At 36.6% G+C, this 25,356-nt stretch carries 29 protein-coding genes; 26 read left to right on the forward strand and 3 right to left on the reverse strand.

The annotated features are described in order from the left end of the window. The first annotated feature begins 109 nt into the window (after positions 1 to 109). From alaS to trxA, 8 genes are all read left to right on the forward strand, one after another. On the forward strand, positions 110 to 2,761 hold the full coding sequence (gene alaS, locus AC6UDG_RS06705) for an alanine--tRNA ligase (RefSeq protein WP_500706853.1): 2,652 nt from the start codon (positions 110 to 112) through the stop codon (positions 2,759 to 2,761). 57 nt (positions 2,762 to 2,818) lie between these two features. Continuing rightward, positions 2,819 to 3,097, forward strand: a complete 279-nt coding sequence (locus AC6UDG_RS06710; RefSeq protein ID WP_500694394.1) for an IreB family regulatory phosphoprotein — start codon at positions 2,819 to 2,821, stop codon at positions 3,095 to 3,097. 8 nt (positions 3,098 to 3,105) lie between these two features. After that, positions 3,106 to 3,531: a Holliday junction resolvase RuvX gene (gene ruvX / locus AC6UDG_RS06715; RefSeq protein ID WP_500696091.1), complete on the forward strand. Its 426-nt coding sequence runs from the start codon at positions 3,106 to 3,108 to the stop codon at positions 3,529 to 3,531. A 19-nt stretch (positions 3,532 to 3,550) separates the two neighbouring features. Beyond that, on the forward strand, positions 3,551 to 3,859 hold the full coding sequence (locus AC6UDG_RS06720) for a DUF1292 domain-containing protein (RefSeq protein ID WP_500694395.1): 309 nt from the start codon (positions 3,551 to 3,553) through the stop codon (positions 3,857 to 3,859). Positions 3,860 to 3,955: 96 nt separating this feature from the next. Then, the gene (locus AC6UDG_RS06725) at positions 3,956 to 4,210 is read left to right on the forward strand and encodes a cell division protein ZapA (protein ID WP_500694396.1); all 255 of its coding nucleotides are present in this window, start codon (positions 3,956 to 3,958) and stop codon (positions 4,208 to 4,210) included. Continuing rightward, positions 4,210 to 4,704: a CvpA family protein gene (locus AC6UDG_RS06730; protein ID WP_500696092.1), complete on the forward strand. Its 495-nt coding sequence runs from the start codon at positions 4,210 to 4,212 to the stop codon at positions 4,702 to 4,704. The genes AC6UDG_RS06725 and AC6UDG_RS06730 overlap by 1 nt, the downstream gene beginning before the upstream one ends. A 14-nt stretch (positions 4,705 to 4,718) precedes the next feature. Then, positions 4,719 to 7,079, forward strand: a complete 2,361-nt coding sequence (locus AC6UDG_RS06735) for an endonuclease MutS2 (protein WP_500706854.1) — start codon at positions 4,719 to 4,721, stop codon at positions 7,077 to 7,079. 78 nt (positions 7,080 to 7,157) lie between these two features. Next, positions 7,158 to 7,478 carry a thioredoxin gene (trxA, locus tag AC6UDG_RS06740; protein WP_500694399.1) on the forward strand — a complete coding sequence of 107 codons (321 nt, stop codon included), beginning with the start codon at positions 7,158 to 7,160 and terminating at the stop codon, positions 7,476 to 7,478. A 23-nt stretch (positions 7,479 to 7,501) separates the two neighbouring features. On the opposite strand, the gene AC6UDG_RS06745 is transcribed toward trxA, so the two are convergent. Beyond that, a complete protein-coding gene (locus AC6UDG_RS06745; RefSeq protein WP_500694400.1) occupies positions 7,502 to 7,972 on the reverse strand; it encodes a YslB family protein in 471 nt (156 codons plus the stop codon). 136 nt (positions 7,973 to 8,108) lie between these two features. Here AC6UDG_RS06745 and murI point away from each other — a divergent pair, with 136 nt between their 5' ends. Next, positions 8,109 to 8,918: a glutamate racemase gene (gene murI / locus AC6UDG_RS06750; RefSeq protein WP_500706855.1), complete on the forward strand. Its 810-nt coding sequence runs from the start codon at positions 8,109 to 8,111 to the stop codon at positions 8,916 to 8,918. Further along, the gene (locus tag AC6UDG_RS06755; protein WP_500706856.1) at positions 8,918 to 9,508 is read left to right on the forward strand and encodes an XTP/dITP diphosphatase; all 591 of its coding nucleotides are present in this window, start codon (positions 8,918 to 8,920) and stop codon (positions 9,506 to 9,508) included. Before murI ends, AC6UDG_RS06755 begins: the two co-directional genes overlap by 1 nt. A gap of 35 nt (positions 9,509 to 9,543) precedes the next feature. Here the strand turns inward: AC6UDG_RS06755 and AC6UDG_RS06760 are convergent, their stop codons facing one another. Then, positions 9,544 to 10,527, reverse strand: coding sequence for a mechanosensitive ion channel family protein (locus tag AC6UDG_RS06760; protein WP_500706857.1), 984 nt, complete (start codon positions 10,525 to 10,527; stop codon positions 9,544 to 9,546). A gap of 139 nt (positions 10,528 to 10,666) precedes the next feature. On the opposite strand from AC6UDG_RS06760, the gene AC6UDG_RS06765 reads away from it, so the two are divergent. From AC6UDG_RS06765 to AC6UDG_RS06840, 16 genes are all read left to right on the forward strand, one after another. Next, entirely contained in the window at positions 10,667 to 11,083 is a 417-nt protein-coding gene (locus tag AC6UDG_RS06765; RefSeq protein ID WP_500696098.1) for a DUF948 domain-containing protein, read from the forward strand. 14 nt (positions 11,084 to 11,097) lie between these two features. After that, positions 11,098 to 11,550: a YtxH domain-containing protein gene (locus AC6UDG_RS06770; RefSeq protein WP_500696099.1), complete on the forward strand. Its 453-nt coding sequence runs from the start codon at positions 11,098 to 11,100 to the stop codon at positions 11,548 to 11,550. Between the two features lie 136 nt (positions 11,551 to 11,686). Further along, positions 11,687 to 12,688, forward strand: coding sequence for a catabolite control protein A (ccpA, locus tag AC6UDG_RS06775; RefSeq protein ID WP_500694406.1), 1,002 nt, complete (start codon positions 11,687 to 11,689; stop codon positions 12,686 to 12,688). Between the two features lie 75 nt (positions 12,689 to 12,763). Beyond that, complete coding sequence (locus tag AC6UDG_RS06780) at positions 12,764 to 13,498, forward strand: YebC/PmpR family DNA-binding transcriptional regulator (protein ID WP_500694428.1); 735 nt, start codon at positions 12,764 to 12,766, stop codon at positions 13,496 to 13,498. Between the two features lie 80 nt (positions 13,499 to 13,578). Continuing rightward, positions 13,579 to 14,550 carry a competence type IV pilus ATPase ComGA gene (gene comGA / locus AC6UDG_RS06785; RefSeq protein ID WP_500696892.1) on the forward strand — a complete coding sequence of 324 codons (972 nt, stop codon included), beginning with the start codon at positions 13,579 to 13,581 and terminating at the stop codon, positions 14,548 to 14,550. Further along, positions 14,516 to 15,538, forward strand: a complete 1,023-nt coding sequence (locus tag AC6UDG_RS06790) for a type II secretion system F family protein (RefSeq protein ID WP_500696101.1) — start codon at positions 14,516 to 14,518, stop codon at positions 15,536 to 15,538. Before comGA ends, AC6UDG_RS06790 begins: the two co-directional genes overlap by 35 nt. After that, positions 15,538 to 15,834, forward strand: coding sequence for a competence type IV pilus major pilin ComGC (gene comGC / locus AC6UDG_RS06795; RefSeq protein WP_500696102.1), 297 nt, complete (start codon positions 15,538 to 15,540; stop codon positions 15,832 to 15,834). The genes AC6UDG_RS06790 and comGC overlap by 1 nt, the downstream gene beginning before the upstream one ends. Beyond that, a complete protein-coding gene (locus tag AC6UDG_RS06800; protein WP_500694409.1) occupies positions 15,818 to 16,264 on the forward strand; it encodes a prepilin-type N-terminal cleavage/methylation domain-containing protein in 447 nt (148 codons plus the stop codon). The genes comGC and AC6UDG_RS06800 overlap by 17 nt, the downstream gene beginning before the upstream one ends. Positions 16,265 to 16,416: 152 nt before the next feature. Then, positions 16,417 to 16,839 carry a competence type IV pilus minor pilin ComGF gene (locus AC6UDG_RS06805; RefSeq protein ID WP_500706858.1) on the forward strand — a complete coding sequence of 141 codons (423 nt, stop codon included), beginning with the start codon at positions 16,417 to 16,419 and terminating at the stop codon, positions 16,837 to 16,839. A 261-nt stretch (positions 16,840 to 17,100) separates the two neighbouring features. Next, the gene (locus AC6UDG_RS06810; protein ID WP_500706864.1) at positions 17,101 to 18,093 is read left to right on the forward strand and encodes a class I SAM-dependent methyltransferase; all 993 of its coding nucleotides are present in this window, start codon (positions 17,101 to 17,103) and stop codon (positions 18,091 to 18,093) included. A 21-nt stretch (positions 18,094 to 18,114) separates the two neighbouring features. Next, entirely contained in the window at positions 18,115 to 19,323 is a 1,209-nt protein-coding gene (locus AC6UDG_RS06815) for an acetate/propionate family kinase (RefSeq protein ID WP_500696104.1), read from the forward strand. Between the two features lie 164 nt (positions 19,324 to 19,487). Continuing rightward, positions 19,488 to 20,885 carry an amino acid permease gene (locus AC6UDG_RS06820; RefSeq protein WP_500706859.1) on the forward strand — a complete coding sequence of 466 codons (1,398 nt, stop codon included), beginning with the start codon at positions 19,488 to 19,490 and terminating at the stop codon, positions 20,883 to 20,885. Positions 20,886 to 20,973: 88 nt separating this feature from the next. After that, entirely contained in the window at positions 20,974 to 22,362 is a 1,389-nt protein-coding gene (locus tag AC6UDG_RS06825) for a bifunctional metallophosphatase/5'-nucleotidase (protein ID WP_500706860.1), read from the forward strand. 1 nt (position 22,363) lies between these two features. Then, positions 22,364 to 22,894: a YutD family protein gene (locus tag AC6UDG_RS06830; RefSeq protein WP_500706861.1), complete on the forward strand. Its 531-nt coding sequence runs from the start codon at positions 22,364 to 22,366 to the stop codon at positions 22,892 to 22,894. Between the two features lie 11 nt (positions 22,895 to 22,905). After that, a complete protein-coding gene (locus tag AC6UDG_RS06835; RefSeq protein ID WP_500706862.1) occupies positions 22,906 to 23,691 on the forward strand; it encodes a TIGR01457 family HAD-type hydrolase in 786 nt (261 codons plus the stop codon). Beyond that, on the forward strand, positions 23,672 to 24,319 hold the full coding sequence (locus tag AC6UDG_RS06840) for a TIGR01906 family membrane protein (RefSeq protein WP_500706863.1): 648 nt from the start codon (positions 23,672 to 23,674) through the stop codon (positions 24,317 to 24,319). The genes AC6UDG_RS06835 and AC6UDG_RS06840 overlap by 20 nt, the downstream gene beginning before the upstream one ends. A 40-nt stretch (positions 24,320 to 24,359) precedes the next feature. Here the strand turns inward: AC6UDG_RS06840 and AC6UDG_RS06845 are convergent, their stop codons facing one another. Further along, entirely contained in the window at positions 24,360 to 25,013 is a 654-nt protein-coding gene (locus AC6UDG_RS06845) for a VTT domain-containing protein (RefSeq protein WP_500694417.1), read from the reverse strand. Between the last annotated feature and the right edge of the window lie 343 nt (positions 25,014 to 25,356).

Consider the following 25,356-nt stretch of genomic DNA (forward strand, 5'->3'; position numbering starts at 1 on the left):
ATAGGGACTAAAGAGGTAATGACAACATCGTTGCAAGTAAAGTGGTACCGCGTCCCGGCGTCTTTGCTAGCAAGGGTGTTTTTTATTTTTTATTATTATGGAGGATATCATGAAAAAGCTCAGCAGTAGTCAAGTTCGTCAAATGTTTCTTGATTTTTTCAAAGAGAAGGGTCATACCGTGGAACCAAGTGCCTCACTAGTCCCAAAGGATGATCCCACTTTACTTTGGATTAATTCTGGGGTTGCCACCATGAAAAAGTATTTTGATGGTTCAGAAGTTCCAAGTAATCCACGATTAACTAGTTCACAGAAGAGTATTAGAACTAATGATATTGAGAACGTTGGTAAAACGGCAAGACACCAAACTCTGTTTGAGATGCTTGGTAATTTTTCGGTTGGTGATTATTTTAAAAAAGAAGTCATTCCGTGGGCATACGAGTTATTGACTAGTCCGAAGTGGTTTGGATGGGATCCAAATAATTTATACGTCACCGTTTATCCTGATGACAAAGAAACAAAGGAATTATGGGAAAAGGTCGGGATTGCGCCTGATCATATTGTTGAAGCAAAGGACAATTTTTGGGACATTGGTCAAGGTCCCTCAGGTCCTGATTCGGAAATTTTTTATGATCGGGGTGAAAAGTACGATAACTTGGCACCTGATGATCCCGAAAATTATCCTGGCGGTGAAAACGAGCGATATTTGGAAGTTTGGAATATTGTGTTTTCTCAGTTTAATCACACGCCTGAAGGAACCTATGAGCCACTTCCAAGAAAAAACATTGATACTGGAATGGGACTTGAACGGGTTGTATCAATTTTCCAAGATGCACCAACTAACTTTGAAACCGATTTATTTATGCCAATTATCAAGAAAACTGAGGAATTAAGTGATGGTAAGAAGTATGATGGTAATCGGAAAGATGACATCCCCTTTAAGGTCATTGCTGATCACATTCGGGCAATTACCTTTGCCATTGGTGATGGGGCCCTTCCCTCAAATGAAGGACGAGGTTATGTCATTAGACGCCTGATTAGACGGGCAACTGTTAATGGACACGAATTAGGTATTAATGATGCCTTTTTGTATAAACTAGTTCCTGTTGTTGGTCAAATTATGCAATCTTACTATCCAGATGTTCTTGAGCAGAGTGATTATATTCAAAAGATTGTTAAAAATGAGGAAGAGCGTTTTAACACCACGCTAAGCGATGGCTTGCAACTGCTTAATAACCTTATTTCTGAGACTAAGACCAATTCTAAAAAAGAAATTTCTGGTAAAGATGCCTTTAAACTCTACGATACTTATGGTTTTCCCCTTGAACTTACCGAGGAATATGCTGGTAATGAAGGGGTTAAAGTGGATGAAACTGGTTTTGATGTTGAAATGCAAAAGCAACAAGACCGGGCTAGAAACGCTCGTGGGTCGAAGAAATCGATGAAAGTTCAACGAGATTTGTTACTTGATATTAAAACTCCTAGTGAATACGTGGGATACGATCGACTAACCGTTGATGCTGCTAAACTTAATGATATTATTTTTGATGAAAAGCTGACAAATCAGATCACGCCGGACCAAAAAGAAGCTGAATTAATTTTCGATAAAACACCATTCTATGCTGAAATGGGTGGTCAAGTAGCCGATAGTGGTAAGATTTATAACCAAAATGGTGACGAAGTGGCTGAAGTTGAGGATGTCCAAAAAGCTCCAAATGGTCAAAATCTTCATACTGTTAAAATTACCGGTGATATGAAGAAAGGTGAGAAGTACAAGTTAGTTGTTGACCGCGATTTCCATGATCGGGTTGAGAATAACCATACGGCAACTCATCTATTAGATCAGTCACTAAGAAATGTTCTTGGTGGTCATACGCAACAAGCTGGCTCACTAGTTCGTCCTGATTATCTTCGTTTTGACTTTACCCATTTTGGTCAAGTCACTGACGCTGAACTGCAAAAAGTTGAGAACATGGTTAATCAAAAGATTTTTGCTGCCATTCCCGTTCAAACCGTTGTGACCGACCAAAAAACCGGAAAAGAAATGGGCGCTATTGCACTTTTTGACGCAAAGTATGGCGATGAAGTTCGAGTAGTAAAGATTGATGATTTTTCAATTGAGTTTTGTGGTGGCGATCATGTTAAAAATACCAGTCAGTTGGGATTATTTAAGATTGTCTCTGAGACCGGAGTTGGATCTGGAGTCAGAAGAATTGAAGCTGTTACCTCTAAAGATGCTTTTAATCTTTTAAATGATGAGGAACGAATGTTAAAGGAAATTGGAAAGACAGTTAAGTCACCAACAACCGATGAAATTCCCGGCCGTATTAAACAATTACAAGGTCAAATTAAGGATTTGGAAAGTCGACAAGAATCACTTGAAACTAAGCTAGCTAACCAGGAAGCCGTAGACATTTTTGATGATGTTCAGGACGTTAATGGAGTCACTTTGATTGCAGGACACTTAAAAAATGCTAATATGAGTCAACTAAGAGAATTAGCTGATACCTGGAGAGATAAAAACGCTTCAGACGTTCTTGTTCTTGGGACTGGTACTGATGACAAAGCTAATTTATTAGTTGCAGTTAGTGAGGATCAAGTGAAGGCTGGAATTAAAGCTGGTGATTTAATTAAATCAATTTCTAAAAATATCAGCGGTGGTGGAGGGGGTCGTCCTAACATGGCCCAAGCTGGTGGTAAAAATCCAGCTGGTATTGATGATGCTTTAAAAGCTGCCAAGACCTGGATTAAGGAACATAAGTAATAGTTGTTATTTGAAAATTAGTCGTGTATTATCTTTTTTGTAGGGGAGGGATCTATGATGGAGCACAAACAAGAAAACATTTCATTATTTAAAGACAAGTCGAATCTAGATATTCATAAGACGCTGGCGACTGTTTACCAAGCCTTAATTGAAAAGGGTTATGATCCTTATGTTCAATTAGTTGGTTATTTAACATCTGGCGATCCAGCATATCTTCCAAAATTGAATAATGCGCGGACGCTAATGTGTCATTACGATCGAGAAGAAATAATTGATGTGCTTTTACATTCATATTTGAAGGGTAGAACACCATCAATGGATGGGACGTCAGATTAGTGAGGTTAATGGGATTAGATGTTGGATCGAGAACCGTTGGTGTAGCCATGAGCGATGCTTTAGGGTGGACATCTCAGGGAATCGAAATCGTTAAAATCAACGAAGATGAAAAAGAGTTTGGGTTAAAACGAATGAAGGAATTAATCCAGAAATATGATGTCAACGGCGTTGTCATTGGACTACCTAAGAATATGAATAATACTTCTGGTCCAAGAGTAGAAGCTTCGAAAAATTATGGGGATTTGATAAAGAAAAATTTTAATCTGCCAGTTGATTTTGAAGATGAACGACTCACCACTGTTGAAGCTGAACGAATGCTGATTGAACAAGCTGATGTTTCAAGAGCAAAACGAAAAAAAGTTATTGATAAGGTTGCGGCTGAATTGATTTTACAGAGTTACCTTGATCGTAAGGGTAAGTTATGTAATTTCTAATTAGAAAAGAGGAACTAATATGAGTAAAGAAAACGAGAACAACCAACAAGAACAAGTTACGCTTGTCGATGAAGATGGAAAAGAAAGTTTGTATAATATTTTATTTACCTTCTCATCTGATGATTACAATCGTTCCTATATTTTTATTTATCCAGCAACAGATGATGATAACGATGAAGTAGATATTGAGGCTTATGCATTGCCAAAGGATGATGATCCTGCTAATCCAAGTGGTGGAGAATTAGAACCAATTGAAGATGACAATGAGTGGGAAATGGTTCAAGAAATGCTTGATACATTCCTGCAATCAGGACAAGATCAAAAATAATTAAATAATTAAGTGATGCTGGAAATCCAGCATCCTTTTTTTAATTAATTTAAAGGATTTTCATGATAAAATGGAAGCATTGCGGGAGGTTTTACTTTGGCTGGTAAAAATAGATTTAAAACTAAAATTGGTGGGAAGGAATATACTTTTATTGGGGATGCTTCAGATGAACACATGGAGACAACTGCGCGCATCTTAAACAATCAGTTGGCACAGTTAAAAAACATCTCCAAGGGTGTAAGTGATGAAGATGCTGCCATTTTAATTGCGTTTAATGCAATTTCTGATCAATTAAAAAAACAATTAGAACTTGATAAGATTAACAATAAAGCGGAGGATGACGAAGACTAATGTTATTTACAATTATCATCATAATTATACTAATCTTTTCGATTGTCCATGGTTATCATCGTGGCCTGGTAAATGAGTTATTCAGCTTTATTAGTTATTTGATTGCTGCAATAATTGCGTTTGTTTATGTGATTCCGGTTGCTGATTTTTTAAGAACCGTCTCTAATATGATTTTAGCGACCCATGCTTACAGCAATACTGGCTTCTGGCGGGGACTATCATTTTTGGTAACTTTTGTAGTAGTGGCGGTTATTTTAAGATGGGTTTCACATCTATTGAATCGAATTGTTTCTTTGCCAGTGTTAAGACAACTGAATTCACTCTTGGGTGCGGTTGTTGGCGTAATCATTAGTTTGTTAGTGATAATGTTAATACTTGATGGATTATTATTGACTAACAATAATTGGGTAAATACTGAATATCAAAATTCAACCGTCTCACAGATGATCACGATGGATTCTCCACACTTATTTAATCAAATGATAAATCGGTAAAATGGGATGAAAAAATGAACGAAAAAGTACTTGATACATTAGAATATAACAGAGTGAAGCAGTTGCTGGGTCAATTTCTAACCACTGAAAATGGATCAAGAGAATTAAAACAATTAAGGCCAAGTAGTGATTATGATGTAGTCTCTCACTCATTGGATGAGTCAGATGACGGCTCACATATTTATCGCCTAAACAAAATGATCCCAGTTCCTAGGTTAAATGACATTACTCCATACGTGAAACGATTAGCGGTTAATGCCGATTTAAACGGTACTGAGTTGGCTCAAGTTAGTGCGGTTTTACTTGCAAGTGTGCGGGTTAAAACTTTCTTTGATAATTTAGCGGATGATAAAATTGATTTGAACGTTTTGTACGATGAAGCCAAGAACTTTAATGATCTTCCGGAAGTTTCAAAACGACTTGAGACGTCAATTGACGAAGATGGACGAGTGTTAGATTCGGCATCTAATCAGTTGCGTTCCATTAGAAGAGAAATCGCGCGCTTAGAAGCTAATATCAAAACTACCATGAATAAGTTTATCCATGGCAAACAATCGAAATATTTGAGTGAGCCAATCATCACGGTTCGAGATGGTCGTTATGTTATTCCAGTTAAGGCAGAAGACAAACAAAAATTTGGTGGAATCGTTCATGATCAAAGTACAAGTGGATTGACTTTGTACATTGAACCTCAAAGTGTAGTCTCATCTAATAACGATCTGAGAAGATCACAACTAGATGAGCGCAAAGAGATTCATAAAATTTTGGGTGAATTATCCGACGTGATTAGACCTTATCAAGAGGAACTCATGGAAAATGCTTCTAAATTAGGCCATTTTGACTTGATCAATGCTAAAGCCAAGTTTGCAGATCAGATGAATGCAACTAAGCCAAGTGTTTCAAGGGATAATCATGTTAATTTAAAAAATGTCAGGCATCCGTTAATTGACCAGCAAAAAGTTGTTGGAAATGATATTTCAATTGGATCTGATTTTCGACAAATTATTATTACTGGTCCGAACACGGGTGGTAAGACGATTACCATCAAAACGCTTGGGATAAATCAGTTAATGGCCCAATCTGGAATTTTTGTAATGGCAAATGAAGGTAGTCAAATTGGTGTTTTTGATAATGTGTTTGCTGACATTGGGGATGAACAGTCGATTGAGGCTAATCTTAGTACCTTCTCGTCTCATATGGATAATTTGATTGACATTTTAAAACACATTACTAAGAGAAGCTTAATTTTAATTGATGAACTAGGTGCTGGAACGGATCCTAAAGAAGGAGCGGCATTAGCTATGTCGATTCTAGATAAAATCAGTGAATCAGGTAGTGAAGTGTTGGCCACCACTCATTATCCAGAACTGAAAGTGTATGGCTACAATCGGCCCGAAACGATCAACGCCTCAATGGAATTTGATGAGAAGACCCTTGAGCCAACATATCGACTATTGATGGGAGTTCCAGGGCAAAGTAATGCTTTAAACATTGCTAAGCGACTGGGATTGGATGAGTCGATCATTTCTGAAGCTAGTTCACTAATGGATTCTAATAGTCAAGATATCAATAAAATGATTAAGCAACTAACAAAACAGACCAAAGCTGCCGATGAACGTGCCCGTAAACTCAAGGTGGAGCTGGCAGATAATGAACAATTGCACGCTAGGTTAGAAGAGCAACTCACTAAGTTTAATAATAATAAAGATACGATGGTTAATGATGCCAAGCGTCAGGCCAATCAAATTGTTTCAAAAACAAGACGAGAAGCTAACGAAATTATTAATCATCTTCATCACCTTCAACGTCAAAGTAAACAATCAGTCAAAGAAAATGAATTAATTGATGCTAAGGGAAAGATCAATTCTCTTGAACAGCATCCAGAACTTAAACATAATCGTGTTTTGAAACGAGAAAAAGCAAAGCATAACTTTAAAGAGGGTGATGACGTACTGGTTAAGTCTTATGGGCAAAGGGGTGTTCTGCTTAATAAGATTGGTAGAGATAATTGGGAAGTGCAACTTGGAATTTTAAAGATGAAAGTTTCCGAGTCTGACCTTGAAAAGGTTCAAAAAGAGACTTCAAAGCCGAAAAAGCACACGCCTAGTGTGCGGCGAACGCGTTCAAGTGGGATTTCACCAACCCTTGATTTACGTGGTGAAAGATATGAATCAGCCATGCAACAACTAGATCGTTACATTGATTCCGCTCTTTTGGCTGGTTATCCGTCCGTTACCATTATTCATGGGAAGGGAACAGGGGCTCTACGTAAGGGAGTCATAAATTATCTAAAACGCAATCGCCGCGTTAAGGAATTTGGCTTTTCACCAGCAAATGCTGGTGGGGACGGCTCAACTGTCGTCAAGTTTAAGTAGATTGTATGCAACTTAGTTGCATTTGAATCAATACGTGTTTATACTTACTCATAGTAAGAAGTTAAGGAGGCAAATGTTATGGTTAATGAAACTAATGATGCAAACTTTAAAGAAGACACTGCCGATGGGATTTCAGTTGTTGATTTTTGGGCACCATGGTGTGGCCCATGTAAGATGCAATCACCAGTAGTTGAAGACTTGTCTGAGGATCCTGAGGTAGCAGATAAGGTTAAATTCTTTAAAATGAATGTTGATGATAATCCAAATACTTCACGTGAATTTGGAATTATGAGTATTCCAACTTTGATGGTGCTTAAGGATGGCAAGGTTATCGACCAAATTGTCGGCTTTCATTCAAAGGATCAGTTAAAGAAATTGTTGTCTGCATATACAGCATAAAAAAAGAGCCAAATGGCTCTTTTTTATTTTGCGATGATAATTGGTTTAAAATCACTAGGATTGTTGACCGGAGCATTGGGATCAGAAACAACTATAAAGTTCACACTGTTTAATTTAATGGTTGCTTCGCATTCGGTTGCGATTTGATCGATCTGCTGTTTCGTTTGTGCTAAAAATCCAGCTTCAAGCATAAAATCGGGATCCTTGTTCAGCTTTAATCTGGTTTCGACTTCTGGTCCAGCTAATTTCCAGTTGATTTTTTTGAGACTTTCCTTTTTAAGTTCTAGATTACCAAACTGACTTTGTTTAAAGAATACTTGAAGATCATCATTTGATGCTAGTGGGAACTTAGTGGCAAGATCCTTGCCAGCCCAGTATAAGATGTCGTGAATATCTTGATCCAACAAATCTGGTAAAAGACTATCTCTTAAAAGTTCGATTCCCCAAAAGGGTGAATCAGAATGTTCTTTGCGAAACTTTTCGTATTTATTCATATCAGAGTCCTCTTCCAAAAAGATACTTTACAAATAACATTTTATCATAGAACACCGTGAAATAAAGGAGAAAGGCAACTTGAACTAAATTTAAAAAAACGCCATAATTAGATTTGAAGTTAATAGGAGGGATAATATGAAATCATCACCAGTAGCTTATATGGATTCTGGAATTGGTGGAATGACAGTTGCAAAAGTGGCACTTTCAAAATTACCACATGAAAACATGATTTATCTTGGAGACGAAGCACGACTTCCTTACGGTGAAAAAACCGCAGATGAGGTTCGCAAGTACTCAGCTGAGATCGGGAGTTTTTTTGTTGATCAAGGCGCTAAGATGATGGTGATTGCTTGTAATACTGCCACGGCATCAGCTCTTTCGTATTTAAGAAAGATCCTTCCAATTCCCGTGATTGGAGTTATTGAACCGGGAAGCTTAGCTGCAGTTAAGAAAACTAAAAATCAAAAAATTGGTGTGATTGCGACCAAGGGGACGGTTGCTAGTCACTCTTATCGAGATACAATTAAAGGCATTGATCCTAATATCACTGTGAAAGAAGTGGCGTGTCCGGATTTTATTCCGCTTGTTGAAAGTGGTGATTATCAAAGTTTGACCGCTAAAAAGACGATTATTGAAGGTTTGAAACCGTTTAAGGATAGTGGGATTGATACGTTAGTATTAGGTTGTACTCATTTTCCAATTATTGCGAGTTTAATTGCGGATGTAATGGGCCCCGATGTTACTTTGGTTAATCCTGGATACGAAACGGTTAATGCTGTTAAAAATGAATTAAAGCAAAAGGGTGAACTAGCAAACGTGAAATCTCCTAGTGATCGTTTTTACACCACTGCCGATGTTGAAAGATTTGATAAAGTGGGTAAAAACTGGTTGCATACTGATATTGATGCTAAGTTGATTCCTGTTAAACAATTGGAGAAATACTGATGAAAAATAATCAAATTGTTCTTGCTTCAAAAAATCCTGGTAAAATCAATGAGTTTTCTGAGATGCTTTCAAAATTAGGCTTAACCGTGAAGTCAATTAATGATTTTGAAGATGTTCCACCGATTGATGAGAATGGTTCAACCTTTGAAGAGAATGCAAGTATTAAAGCCAGGGTCGTCTCTGACTACTTAAATTTGCCGGTGTTAGCTGATGATTCAGGTTTGGTGGTTAATGCTTTGGGTGGAGCGCCCGGAGTTCACTCAGCGCGTTATGCTGGCGATCATAATGATGAGGCTAATAAAGCTAAATTGTTAAAGAACATGGCGGGTCAAAAGGATCGTTTCGCCCATTTTAATACAACACTGATTGTGAGAAGACCGGATGGTAAACAACTAGTGGTTGTGGGAAGAGTTAACGGTCAGATTGTAGAAACTCCAAAAGGAACAAATGGATTTGGTTATGATCCTCTCTTTTATCTTCCTGACGTTGGTAAAACTTTGGCGGAGTTAACGGACGCCCAAAAGAATCACTACAGTGCTCGTGGCAATGCCTTGCGTAAGTTAACTAGTGTAATTGAAGATTGGTGGTAAAAAAGAGCCTATCACGATTAGTGATAGGCTCTTTTTTAGTTTGTGCTCTGCGGTGGTTCTGGCACCACTAAAGGTGAAAGTGGAAGATTAATTCCGGCCTTATTAATAGCGGTCAGGTATGCTCCTAGATATTCAGCGTTAACGTCGAATTCACGTTCATTCTTAGTGTGTAAGAAAACGGAGATTGCAAGCGAGCCATCTTGTAAGAAGTTAGTCCCGAAGATGACTGGTTTACCAACAATGTCAGGGTCATTGGGACACTTTTCTTCGTTAACTTTAGCAATGATATCTTCGACCTTGTGGATTGGGGTTTCAGGAGTAATTCGAATATTGATGATGGTCATCATTTCTCCACGGGAAAGGTTGGAAACGGTGGTGATGCTACGATTAGGGATGAAATTTAAAGTTCCATTGATACTTGTGATTTGAGTCGTGCGAAGTCCAACGGCTTTAACGTACCCCTCAATATTGTTAATAATAACGCGTTCCCCCACGTCGATTTGATGTTCAGCTAGGATAAAAAAGCCACTAACAATATCACTGACGAATCCTTGTGCTCCAAGTCCAATTGCTAAACTGAAGATTCCGGCTCCTGCGAGTAACGTTCCAACTGGGATTCCAATCATTGACAATAGGGAATATAACCAGAAGAAAACGACGGTGTAGTAGTAAATGTTGGTGGTAAGGGTGTACATCGTTTTATTTCGTCTGGCAGCAATGGGTTCTGACGTTCCGGTTATTTTTGGCAATTTATCCTGTTTTTGCGAGATATCATTTTGACGTTTGTTAAAATAGTGTTTAATAAATCTTCTTCCAGCTCTTATTATAATTAAGAATAAAATTGAAACTAAGATAATGCTGATAATCTTGGTAGTAAGATTAGAGAATATTTTAGCCCAGTCAAAACTTCTAAAATACTTAGTTAAAAACGATGGATTTGCTACGTTTTCAACGGATCCTGATTTAAGGGCCGATGAAGCGTTAGCTCCGTTAGCCACTAATTGGATAAATATGTTCATAATGTCCTCCACTCCTAATTTTTCGATTATCAACATTTTAACAGAGACGAGACCCAAATAAAATTAAGCTTTTTAAATTGTCATATGGGCTAGATAATGCTATTCTAAATGGAGAAGAAGCCATTAGGAGGATAATTAAATGGGGATTGGTGAGTTAGCAGCGCTAATTGCTGCAATTGCTTTTTTAGTATTAGTTGTATTTTTATGCTTGTTTTTGGTCCGTTTATCAAAAACGGTTAAAGACTTAAGTGAAAATGTTGATAGTCTTACTAATGATGCAAATCATATTAGCAAAGAGTGTGAGCAGATTATGGTGATTTCAAATACATTGTTAAATAACGTTAACTCAAAGTTGGATCAAGTCGACCCAGTTTTTCAGGCGGCTGCTGATTTAGGTGTTAGTGTTTCAGACTTAAATGAAGCAACCAGAACTGCAACTGAAAAAGTTAGATCAAAGAGTGGTTTGTTAGCCAAGACTTCGGCTTTGACTTTTGCTGGTAAAATGATTGGTAGATTATTCTCCAAACGCGACAAAAATTCTGAAGGAACAAATTAAGGGGTGGATTGGTTATGAATTTTAAAAAGGGAATGCTTTTAGGATCAGTAATCGGCGGAACTGCTGCATTTGTAGCATACAAACTATTAGATGAATCGAGAAAGCGTGAGATCAAAGACTTTCTTCTTGATACCACTGAAGATGTTAAAGATCGTGCACTAGATTACGTTTATTACGCAAATGACACTGCTGAAGACCTTAAGGATCTTGCTTCAGATAAGATGGATGATGCTAAAGACTCAGTGCAAAAAGTAAATGAATCACTGGGGGATAAGTTATCTGATTTGCAAGAGGCTGTTAATTCATTAAGGGCGAACGTTGATGAACATCCTGCTCCTAGAAATGAATTAGATGATCTTGCTAAAGAAAAAGAATCTGATGACATTGTGATTGATCCTGATGATGCCTTTAGTGATCAAGATCGAGCAGAAACAATTTATCCAATTCACGAACATCACGAAAAGTAATTTATTTACCCAAATCGGACGGTAGTCCGGTTTTTTTTGCCTCAAAATGTAACCGATTTCACTTGAATGAGTTCTTTTACTTTGATATATTTATAATAATTAATGGTCTAGTAGTACATAATAGGAGAAGCCAAATTTGAAAAAACAAAATGTGACAATTTATGATGTAGCTCGTGAAGCCAATGTTTCAATGGCAACTGTCTCAAGGGTAGTAAATGGGAATCAGAATGTGAAAGATGCTACCAAACAAAAGGTTTTGAGTGTCATTGATAAACTTGACTATCGACCTAACGCAGTTGCTAGGGGACTAGCAAGTAAAAAGTCAACGACGGTTGGAGTTATTATCCCCAACGTTACCAATACCTATTTTGCTTCGCTTGCACGCGGGATTGACGATATAGCAACGATGTATAAGTACAATATTATCTTGACTAATTCGGATGGGAACAATCAGCGTGAACTTACTTCAATGAATACATTGCAAGCCAAGCAAGTTGATGGAATTGTATTTATGGGAAATGAAATTTCTGATGAACTTCGGACTGAATTTAAAAAGTCACACGCCCCAGTTGTTTTGGCAGGTTCAGTTGATGCTAGTGGTAAGATTCCTAGTGTGAACATTGATTATCGCCAAGCCGTGTATTCCGAGGTTACCCATTTGATTAGTAACGGGAACGATCGTATTGCTTTTATCTCCGGACCCTTAAACCGGTCGATTAATAAAGATTTTAGGTTAAAAGGGTATAAAGACGCGCTTTCAGATGCTGGAATTCCGTTTGAGAAAGCATTATTATTTGAGACCGATGTAAGCTATTCTGGTGGATATGCTTTAAGAGAGCAACTAAAAAAGAATGAAGTAACTGCGGCAATTGTTACCGATGATGATATGGCTGCTGGGGTGATGAACTCAATGACCGATGACGGTGTCAGTGTTCCCGGGGAATTTGAACTGGCCACTAGTAATGATACTAAACTGACTGAGATGACTAGACCAACTATGTCAACTATTACTCAGCCGCTTTATGATGTTGGAGCTGTTGCCATGCGACTCTTAACCAAGTTGATGAATAATGAAGAAATTGATGAAAACAAGGTCTTTTTACCCTTTGGATTAAAGAAGCGTGAATCGACCAAATAGAACTATGCTTGATACTAGGGCCACTAATTGATATAATTGTAGAGTTAATATGTTTAAAAGAGAGGAGTTGTGATCATGTCAGGACATTCAAAGTGGCATAACATTCAAGGACGAAAGAACGCCCAAGATGCTAAGCGTGGAAAGATTTTCCAGAAGATCTCACGTAACTTATATCAAGCTGCAAAAGCTGGTGGAAGTGATCCCGAAGGAAATCCTCAATTAAGACTAGAAATGGAAAAAGCTCGTGAAGCAAACATGCCAAAAGATAACGTTCAACGAGCAATTGACAAGGCTTCAGGAGTTGGTGGAGCTAAATTTGAAGAAGTAACATATGAAGGTTATGGACCTGGTGGGACTGCCGTTATGGTTTCTGCTTTAACCGATAATAAAAACCGAACCGCTGCTGCTATTCGTTCAGCCTTCACTCACCATGGTGGTTCCCTTGGAACTGACGGATCGGTCTCATATATGTTTGACCGAAAGGGTCTTATTACGATTTCAAAGTCAGATACTGATGACGACGAGGATAGTATGTTGATGGCAGCGTTGGATGCTGGTGCTGATGATATGAAATCAACGGATGATGAGTATCAAATTCTTACTGATCCTGCTAGCATGGCTAGTGTTCGTGATGCATTACAAGATGCAGGATATAAATTGGATGCCGAAGTTAAGTTGATTCCACAGAATACGACAGAAGTTCCTTCAGATAAAGTTGAACAGTACAGTGGTCTAATTGATGAATTAGAAGATAACGATGATGTTCAAGATGTTTATGAAGCTGCCGTATTACCTAATCAAGCTAAATAATTAAATTAGTTTATAAAAGATGCAATCTTTAATTAGATTGCATCTTTTTTTCGTATTTAGTTATGAAGGATGTGATTAAAGTGAAAGTGACACAATGGTTGAACAATATTATGGAATTTGCAGTTCAACGACAAGCTTCGGATGTTTTTATTTTACCTAAGGAAAAAGACTATTGTATCAAGGTTCATACGGCTGTTCGGACGATTCAAATTACGGATTTGAGCAAAGACATGGCTAAAAAAGTCATTTCATATTGTAAATATCAAAGTGGGATGTCGGTTACGGATAATCGCAGGCCCCAATTAGGATCGATGGATTATGCAATCAAAGGTCAAAAATTACGTTTACGATTGTCATCGGTGGGTAATTTCAGTCAAGATGAATCAATGGTAATTAGGATTATCTATGACAGTAATCATGTCGATAGTGGCTTTTTTTATGCTGATCAAATTCAAAAGATCGAGTCTTCCTGTAAAAAACGTGGTTTACTTTTGTTTGCTGGTCCTACTGGTTCTGGTAAGACGACCACGATTTATCGAATCGTTAGAAGCATTAGTAAAAATCAGATCGTGATGACAATTGAAGATCCAGTTGAAATTTATGAAGAAAATTTTTTACAACTTGAGGTTAATGATCGGGCCCAAATGACTTACGCTGATTTACTTAAAGTGGGATTAAGACAACGTCCTGATGTTTTTATAATTGGTGAGATTCGTGATCATCAAACGGCCGAAGTGGCAATCTCAGCGGCTCTATCGGGACATTTAGTGCTAAGCACAGTTCATGCAAGGTCTCCTGAAGGAACAATTCAAAGATTGCTAGAGCTCGGACTTGATTATGAAAGAATCAAATCAGCTTTGAATTTAGTGGTGTATCAACGATTAATACCAACCGTTTCAAAGAAGACTAAGACTCTTATGACTATTAAAGATAAATTTGGTGATCATGCGCTATTAAAAGACGATATGAATGATTGGAAGAATCGAATTGATGAGCTTTCGAGGAAAGGAATAATTAGTGAAAAAGTTAAAGATGAATACTATTACGGGTAAATGTGTTTCCCTTAAACAACAGTCATTCTTGTTCTCAACCTTGGGAGACCTTTTATCGATGGGATTTTCTATCCGACAGAGCTTGAAGTTTATTAAAGTGGTGTCAACAAAAAATCAGAAAATAGTTACTAGGATCATGCAAAGTTTGGAGGACGGAAATTCGCTGCCAGAATCGATGAGATTCTTTTTGAGTGAATCAATTTATTACCAATTAGAAATTGCCGATAAACATGGAGATTTGATTAATGAGATGAAAGGGGTCGGGGAGTTCTTAAAGTTAAGAATTGCTCAAGATGAAAAGATTAAGGGAGTGGTAATTTATCCAGCATTTTTGTTTGTGGTTTTGTTTAGTATTATTTTTGCAGTTAGGTTTTTGATTATGCCCCAAACTGCTGATTTAACCGGTAAATCAGCTTCTAATGGAAGTCATTTTATTCAATATGTCGTTTATGGATTAATATTCATGGCGCTTGTGGCGGGAATTTTTGGTTATCAAAGTTTTAAAAATAAAAAGTGTATTGATCGAATTAATTTGTTGGTAAAGATCCCATTACTTGGTTCATTGTTTAAGTCATATTACCAATATTTTGTGACCTCCAACTTTGCGCTAATGATCAAAGGAGGATTGGACTTAAAACAAGTTGTTTTTAGTTTATTAAAATTTGATCATCAGAGTCTTCTATATGATGTTGGGAAGACTATGCAAGATGGTTTTAACAATGGACTTAGTTTTGGAGCAAGTTTAGCTCATTATTCCTTTGTTTCTGAGGAAATGATTGTGTTTCTATCAAATGGAAGTACTCAGTCTGAATTAGCCCAAAATTTAAAAGCTTTAAGTCAGCTCAGCTTTAAAGACATGATCAGAAAGTCGAATTTACTGATTAAGTTAATCCAGCCGATTTCATTTGCGGTGATCGGCATCCTAATTGTGGGTGCTTACTTGCAGATGTTACTGCCAATGTATAACTCAATGAAAGGAATTTACTAATGAAGAGAAAAGGATTCACACTAATTGAAATGACAATTGTTTTATTCATTATCTCGCTACTGGTTCTAATTATTATTCCGAACTTAAGCAATCAAAAGGATCACGCCAAAAAAATTCATGGATCGGCGATGGTGTCGGTTATTCAAACTCAAATCGATGCTTATGAAGACGAAAAGCATGACGGAAATGTAACCATTAACAAGTTAGTTAGAAGCCATTATTTAACGAGTAAGCAGGCTAAACAAGCTCAAGTGGAAAGAGTGGTCGTAGTAAAAAATCATGCCGTTCAAAGATAATCAAGAGGGTTTTACGTTAGTGGAAAGTCTCCTCGTTTTGTTTGTAACATCCCTTATTTTAGGGATCACCTTGGTTGCCGGGAACTATTTGGGATTTTTTGAGGGTAAAGAGGAACGCTTTTTTCAAACTTTAGATTCAGGGTGGAACGACGCGTTACTAGAGTCACAGAATAGTCATCATTCAACGGACGTATTGTTTTATCCAGATGATGAAGTGGTGTTTGCTAAGTGTGGCAAATCGAAACAAAAGGATAAGATAATTAGGATGCCAAAGGGATTAAGCGTTAAAAGTTACCATGATATTGAGATCAAAAGTGATGGATACGTTAAACCGCAAACAATTCGATGGTATTCGCAGAACCAAAGGAAAACGATTTTACAAAAAATTCAACTTGGATGGGGTGCATATCATCTTGAGACTATTAAGTAAAATTAGATTAGGTTTCACGTTGATTGACTCTTTAGTTGGTCTAATTCTGATTTGTAGTGGTGTGATCTTTTATTTAAACGTTAATGATTTTGAATATCATTGCTTAAGAAAAAGTCAGTATGAAACACATCAGGTTAGGATGAATTATGAACGTGAATTACTTAAAAAATATAAATGATCGAGCCGGCTTTTCGTTGATTGAGTCCATTTGTTCACTTTTGTTGGTCTCGTTAGCATTTAGCTTGATTATGATTACTAGTCAATTAATTCAAAAGGAAAAGTGGAGTGATAATCAGGGAACCCTTTATCGTTATCTTGATGTGATTGAGTCACCTGATTATCAGTTTAAGATGATTAAAGTCACTAAAGATGCCATTAAATTAAAGAGTAAGAAGGAAAATAAGGAATATATAATGGAACATTATCATGACATGGTTCGATTGCGTGGAGTAAATGGTGGACATATTCCAATCATATTAAACGTTAGTAAGGCATCTTGGTCATTACATCATCATATATTAACTAGTCAAATTAGAATTAATGGGGTCAATTATGAAGCCAAAAGTCACCTGTAAGAGAAGCGGGAGTTTAACGTTAGTTGCAATTTTGTTTTTAACTTTTTTGTCTGGAATAGTTGTTTATCGTTACCAAAAGATTAATTTTCAAATTCAAAATAATCATATTCGAACCGCAAAATATCAAAGACTAACGAAAGAATTGAATAATTCTAATAGATAAATGAGAAATCTTGAATAATATGCGTGAATTCTGGTAATATTAACCCTAGATATATAAGAAGAGGGGTTGATATTCTGTCTGAGAAAGAATCAATATCATTGTTTCAAGTTTTTGATCAATCCAGTAAAGTCTTGAGTCAGGCGTTAGGTACTTCGTATCTAGACGCTTTCATCGAAACCGCCGATAATATGATTGATAACAATACCGTTCGGGTCGAGGATGGTATTCCAAAACCAAACGTTGTTGATGAACTGACTAAGTTGTATCGAACGGTTGACTATAAAAAGATGGATAATGAATCGATTAGACGTGCTATTCAAATGGTTATGATCAAAGCTACTAAAGAAGATAAGATTCAGGCAAATCATCAAATAACTCCTGATACAATCGCTTACATCATGGGATACATAGTTACGCGGATTTATGAACACAAGTCTAGCGTGAGCATCCTTGATCCAGCAGTTGGAACTGGGAATTTACTTACAGCGGTCATGAATCAGCTACACGATTCACTTCATGATACTGTTAAGGGATATGGAATCGATAATGATGATTCAATGATTTCAATTGCTAGTATTAGTTCTGAAATGCAAGATTTGGATGTTGAACTAATTCAGCAGGATAGTATTGAACATCTGTTGGTTCCTAAGGTTGATTTAGTTGTCTCTGATCTCCCAGTTGGTTATTATCCAATTGATGAAAAGACAAAAGGGTATGCGACGCGGTCACAATCTGGTCATTCATATGTTCATCATTTATTGATTGAGCAGTCAATGAATTACTTAAAGCCTGCTGGATTTGGAGTGTTCCTAGTTCCAAGCAATCTTTTTGAAACGAGTGAAGCAAAGGGACTTTTGAAGTGGTTTCAAGATTCGGTTTATTTACAGGGAGTACTGAATTTACCCCAAGAGTTGTTTGGGGATAAAAGTGCTCAAAAAGCCATTTTAATTTTGCAGAATCGTGGTGGAAATAGTCACCAAGTTCAAAAAGTGATGTTAGGAGAGTTTCCTTCGTTTAAGGATACGACTGCCTTTCAAAAGTTCATGGCTGAGATTGTTGATTGGGAAGAAAACGATTTATTGAAGAAATAGTTGAAATTAAGGAGATTACTCATGGGTAAGATTATTGCAATTAATGCTGGTAGTTCGACTTTAAAGTTTAAGTTGTTTAAAATGCCAGAAGAAGAAGTTCTTGGAGAAGGTTTAATTGAAAGGATTGGCTTACCAAAATCACATGTTGAAATTAAATATGATGATGGGAAGAAATTTGAGGAAACATTAGATGTTAAGGATCATGAACAAGCAATCCAAATTTTGTTAGATCAATTACTTGATCTTGATATTATCAACGACTATAACGAAATTACCGGAGTTGGACATCGAGTCGTTGCTGGTGGAGAATATTTCGATCAATCGGTAATCATTACTCCTGAAGTTCTCAAAAAGATCGAAAGTTTGGATGAATTGGCACCCTTGCATGAGCCAGCCAATGTTTTAGGAATTAAGGCATTTGAAAAGGTGCTTCCAAACGTGACTAGCGTTGCCGTCTTTGATACATCATTTCATCAAACCATCCCCGAGAAAAATTATCTGTACAGTCTTCCTTATGAGTACTACGAAAAATATACGGCTCGTAAATATGGATTCCACGGGATTAGTTATCGCTATGTCTCTCAAAGAGCAGCTGAGTTAATGGGTAAACCGGTAGAAGATTTAAAGATGATTATCATGCATTTAGGTGCGGGGGCTTCAATTTGTGCCGTTAAGAACGGTAAGTCCTATGACACATCGATGGGATTTACCCCAGTTACTGGTTTAACCATGGCTACGCGTTCAGGTGATGTTGATCCTTCTCTTTTGGCCTACGTTATGGAAAAGGAAGGAATGACAGATATTAACGATATGATTAAAGTCTTAAACACTAAGTCTGGATTACTTGGTATTTCGGGCGTCTCTGCTGATATGCGTGAGGTTGAGGCTGCTCAAAAGACTAATCATCGTGCTAGAATTGCCCGTCAAATCTATGTTAATCGAATTGTTAGATACATTGGATCCTACCTAGCTGAACTTGGTGGTGCTGATGCAATTGTGTTCACTGCTGGAGTTGGTGAAAATAGTATTACCGTTAGACAAGAAGTTACTGATCAATTGTCATACTTCGGGATTGGCGTTGATAAAGAAAAGAACAATGTGCGTGGGGTGGTTAGAGATTTGAGTGCTGATGGCTCAAAGATTAAAACCCTTTTGGTACCAACCAACGAAGAATTGATGATTGCCCTTGATGTTCAGCGACTTGAAAAGGAAAAGAAAGCAAGTAAATAACCTAAAAGAAATCTTGATAAATCCAAGATTTCTTTTTTATGTCATTGATTTAACCTTTTTTGAAATTTTGGTAGTTTTTCTTACAAAATATCTGTATAATTTCCATAAAAAGTAGCAAACAGCTTCACGTATCCGTGTATAATGTAGGCATACGTAAAGAAAGGATGTTTTTGTTGGAAAAAAATACAAATAATGAAAACCAAATGTCACGTGGACTTAAAAGTCGTCACGTTCAATTAATGGCACTAGGCGGGACCATTGGAACCGGATTGTTTTTAGGAGCTGGTCAATCAATTCATTTGGCTGGTCCATCCATTATCATTGCATATATAATTGCTGGAGTTGCTTGCTTTTTCTTAATGAGAGCACTTGGTGAATTACTACTTTCAAATACGAATAGTGTTTCGTTCATTGAATTTATTAATAAGTACCTAGGAGAAAGAACTGGCTTTGTGGCAGGCTGGACCTACTGGTTTTGCTGGATTGCCATTGCAATGGCAGAAGTAACCGCTGCTGGTCTATACATGAAGTTTTGGTTTCCTGACCTGCCACAGTGGGTAACTGCTGCTTTCTTAATTTTGATTTTATTCTTGTTGAACTCAATCACCGTGTCCGCTTTTGGTGAAACCGAATTCTGGTTTGCATTGATTAAAGTGGTGGCCATTGTGGCGTTAATCATTATTGGAATTGTTTTGGTTTTGATGCATTACAAGACAAGTGTTGGTTATGCACAGGTGTCTAATTTGTATTCTGATGGCTTTTTTGCCCATGGTGCATCGGGATTTGTCCTTTCTTTTCAAATGGTTCTTTTTAGTTTTGCAGGAATTGAAATGATTGGGATGACTGCTTCAGAGACCCAAGATCCTCAGAGAATCATTCCTAAATGTATTAATGAAGTCCCAACTAGAATCATTATTTTTTATGTTGGTTCGTTATTGGCTCTGATGTGTATTTTTCCTTGGCAGTACATTTCAGCAAATTCGAGTCCTTTTGTCCAAGTGTTTTCAAACATTGGAGTTAAGTCAGCAGCTGCTATTATTAATTTCGTGGTCTTGACCGCTGCATCCTCTTCTTGTAATAGTGCTATTTTTACTACCGGTAGAATGTTATTTTCTCTAACCGACAAGAGCCAAAATAAATTTGCAAAGAAGCTTGGAACGCTTTCAAAAAGGCACATTCCTGCAAATGCAATTTTGTTTTCAACGATTGTGATTGCTATTTCAGTGTTGTTAAACATTTTGATGCCAGACGGTGTTTTTGAATTAGTTTCAAGTATCGCTACCACTTGTTTCTTGTTTGTTTGGTCTTTAATTGTTATTACACACTATGAATATCGCAAGTCACTTAACCAAGAACAGACAAACAAACTTACCTTCAAGATGCCATTTTTCCCATATTCTGACTTTTTCGTTGTTGGATTTATGGTCTTCGTTGCTTTTGTTTTAATTTTCAAAATGCAAACATTGATCGCATTAATTGGATCGGTTGTTTGGCTTCTTGTTCTATATGGATTTAAAGTTTTAAATGATAAAAGAAGAGAAAACAAAGAAGTCGATGATTAAAGTCATCGACTTTTTGATTATAGTTATTGATGGATGTTAAAATAGAAATTAGCGATAGTTACAGAAAACATTTTGAGGAAGTAATTTTATGGATGATAAAGTAGCAATTCTGCATACCAATGATCTTCATTCTCATTTTGAAAATTGGCCCAAGATCAGAAGATTTATGAAACTAAGAACAAAACAATTGGAAAAGCAGGGTTATCGAGTGTTTAAAGTTGATGACGGTGACGCCATTGACCGATCAAACGCGCTGACTGATGCTACTACTGGTAAGGCCAACATTGAATTGATGAATTCGGTTGGTTATGATGCTGCCACAATTGGAAATAATGAAGCACTAACAATGTCACATGACGAACTGGCGCATCTTTATGATGATGCCAATTTTCCCGTTGTTTTGGATAATGTGATTGATGAAAGAACTGGTCAACTTCCAAAATGGGCGATCCCGTATCGTGATTTTAAGCTAAAAAATGATGTTCGGGTCCGTTTTATGGGCTTAACGGCGCCTTATCCCACGTACCAATACATGGATTGGAATTCACTTCCAATTAAAAGTACCATTGAGCGTTGTTTGAATGATTGGAAGGGGCAATATGACGTTCTGATTTTGCTTTCTCACTTAGGGATTAGCAATGATCGAAGAATTGCGAAAGCATTCCCTGATATCAATATTATTGTTGGGGGCCACACTCATCATTTGTTAGTTCATGGTGAAATGGTTAATCAAACCATATTAACCGCGGCTGAGAAATGGGGCCACTACGTCGGTGAAATTACTTTTGATGTTAACGCTGAAAAAAGAGTAGAGAACGTTAAGGCACGTGTATATAAAACGTCTGAAATGGAAACCGATGTGCAAGATGCAGAGGAGATTGAGCGTTTTGAAGATCGCGGTGAGAGAATTTTAGCAAGTAGTAAGATTGCTGACATTCCTCATACAATGACAACGTCACTAACTGATGATAATGAACTGGTTGACTTGGGACTAAAGGCCATTGAAGCTAAAGCTGGGACGACTGCTGCCGTTTTGAACACGGGTTTGTTTTTAGGTGATTTAAAAAAGGGAATTGTTGACAAAAACGAACTCCATAAATTATTACCACATTCAATTCACGTTATGAAAAGTCAATTTTATGGTTATAACTTGTGGGAAATGGTTATGGAAATGGAAAAGAACAAGGACTTTTTAGTTCGTTTTGAGCAAAAAGGAATGGGTTTTCGGGGAAAATATTTTGGAAGGCTCATTTATGATGGGATTCGATACGACACTAATAAAAAGCAGTTATTCTATCATAATCAACTAGTAGAACCCGATAAAAAATACACGATTGCTTTGATTGATCATTATAGTTTTATTCCGTTTTTCCCGGCGATTAGCATTGTGGGTAAAAATAACATTTTTTATGGTGAAACTTTGCGGGATGTTTTTGGTGATTATCTAGCAAAGAAGTTTCCGATCGAGGGGAAGTAAAATGGATCACAACGAAATTGAGAGTTTGATTGAAACAAGGAATGATGAGAGAGATTCCTTGGCTACTATTAAGCAGGTTGATGAAACAACTTTAAGCATTAATGGCCACGTGTACGTTCTTGAAGCTAATATTAGAAATGCTTTTGATTTAGGTGAATTTGCCAATAAATTTAATCCCATTTTGACACGTTTTGATTACATTGTTGGTGACTGGGGATATAATCAGTTACGGCTAAAAGGTTTTTATGCTGACTTTAGAAATGTTAGTAAAGGTTTACGTCATGCGGCAATTCCAGATTATATTATTGAGGATACCAATTTTGGTTCTAATTACTTTGTTTTACACAATTTGGAAGCCGAAAAGGAAAAGAATCAAAGCCATAAAACTAGTAGAAAAAGACAACGTGCTGGTGGAAAAAATAGAAAAGCAGGAACTGCAAGCAAGCATAATGCTAATCAGACGTCAAATAATAATTTTAAATCAAAACATTTTAGAGATGGCAAGCGTGGCTTTACCATTAGACAGAAATAGGTGAAATCTTGATGAAGAGTTACAAGGGATATTTAATTGATTTGGATGGAACCGTTTATCAAGGGAAGAAGCGAATCCCAGCGGCTAAGCGTTTTATTGAGAGACTCCAGAAAAATCACATTCCTTTTTTATTTGTTACGAATAATTCAACCAAGACTCCAAGTGAGGTGGTCCATAATTTGGCACTTAATCACGATATTCATGTTACAAATGACAACGTTTATACTTCTGGGATGGCCACAGCTGCTTTTGTTAGTGAGGATGCGAAGTCGCATGAAAATAAAGTCAGAACGGCATACGTTATTGGAGAAAATGGATTAAAGGAATCCATGGAGAAAATGGGTTTCAATATTTTTACAGATAATCCAGAGTATGTAGTGGTTGGTCTTGATCGTGACTTGACGTATGAAAAATTAGCACGAGCAGTGCTGGGGATTGCCCATGGTGCTAAATTTATTGGAACTAATCCAGATGCGAGAATTCCAAGCGAATATGGGATGCTGCCAAGTGCTGGTTCAATTATCGACTCAGTTCGATATGCTTCAGGGGTTGAGCCGGTGATGATTGGCAAACCCAAGACCTTAATTGTTAGAAAAGCTTTAGATCAATTGAATTTAAGCAAAGCAGACGTAATCATGGTAGGCGATAATTATGACACTGATATTATGGCCGGCATTAACGATGGAGTAGATACTTTGCTGACTTATACTGGTGTGTCTACCAGGGAACAGGTAAAAAAGAAAGAAGTTCAACCTACTTATGAGGTAAATAGCTTAGATGAATGGAATACTTTATAGTTTGAAAGATTTAGTAGTATTTGTTTTAATACTACTTTTTTTAATAACATTTGCCGTTTTTTTTGTTATCAATGCTAGTTGGCTTTATTATGTTGCATTTTCCGTGTTGAATTTAACTAATCAATTTCATGTTTCAAGTGGATTATTAATGAGTAATTTTTATAAAATGATTGGTTTCATTCAGAATCCATTTGCGCCTAAATTAAGCTTGGACCAGTTTCCAATTTCGGCAAATGGAATGGTACATTTTAACAATGTAAGAGCGTTGGTATTAACTAATAATTTGGTATTGTTAATTGTATCCATGGTTTTACTTGTCATTATGATTCGTTTCCTTTACTTTAAGAAGTTATGGAAGTTTCAGTTGCTTTCAGAGATGACGATTTTATTTATAATTTTTTTTGGAGTCTTTTGTGTTTTGGATTTTCAAGATGTTTTTATTTATTTCCATGATGTTCTTTTTAGAAATCAGGATTGGGTTTTTACGCCAAAGAAAGATCCAATCATTAACGTATTGCCGAATCAATATTTTTTAATGTGCTTTTTGTTGTTTTTTTTAATTATTCTTTTGGGATTATCTTTTATAATTTGGATTGGTAAAAGACAACTAAAAAAAGAGTCTGTCTAGAAGATTAAGATCTAATAGACAGGCTCTTTTTGTTTGAAACCTATTTCGATGTAGAAATCTTGCTTTTTAGATATCCAATTAAAGCTGGAATTAGTGAAATTACGATAATCAAAATGATTACTAGTGAAAAGTGTTCTTGAACGAATGGAATATTTCCGAAGAAATACCCAGCTCCACAACAAATCAGTACCCAACTGATACAAGCAATGAGGTTGTATTTAAGGAATTTTTTATAGCTGAAATCTGTGCCAGCGGCTACAAATGGGGCAAAGGTTCTGATAATTGGCATGAATCTAGCCAAAAAGATGGCAATTGCACCGTATTTATCGAAGAATTCACGTGCACGAGTTAGATCTTCTTCCTTGATAAATTTACCAAAAAAGTGGTGTTCAGTTAGTGCGTTTCCAACTTTTCTTCCAATAAAGAAGTTAAGGGAGTCTCCACCGGCAGATGCTAAGAAGAAGATAATGATGAATATCCAGATACTAAGATGATAATTGGAGTTAGCAGATAGGGCAGCGGCTGCAAATAAAAGTGAATCTCCAGGAAGGAAAGGTAAAATGACCGCTCCAGTTTCAATAAATATGATTGCAAATAAGATTAAGTATGTCCAATCGCCAAACATGTTTACGATCGTGATTAAGTGATGATCAATGTGTAATATAAAGTCAATTAAAAATTTAAAAAAATCCATGTTTTTCCTCTTTTTATATAAGTCATTAACTATTTAAGTGTATCAATAAAATGAGGATTTTTGAATTTAATTTTTTCTTATTTAAATTAATTTGGGTTTATTTAAAAAAAGTATTGACGTTAACTGTGATAGATAGTATAGTATTAGTTGTCGTCAAGTGCGGCATATCAATTTGGTTAAAATTAGTCAAACTTTTCTATTGACAATAAATTAACCACATGGTATATTATTATATGCGGCGTTGAGGTACAATGAGACGACGTTATGTCAGAGTAGATCTTTGAAAACTGAACAAGATTTTGATTACAAGTGTAAGGTAATTTTGAGTTGTAGAACTTAAAAT

The sequence above is a fragment of the Fructilactobacillus sp. X2R1C1 genome, assembly GCF_059901435.1.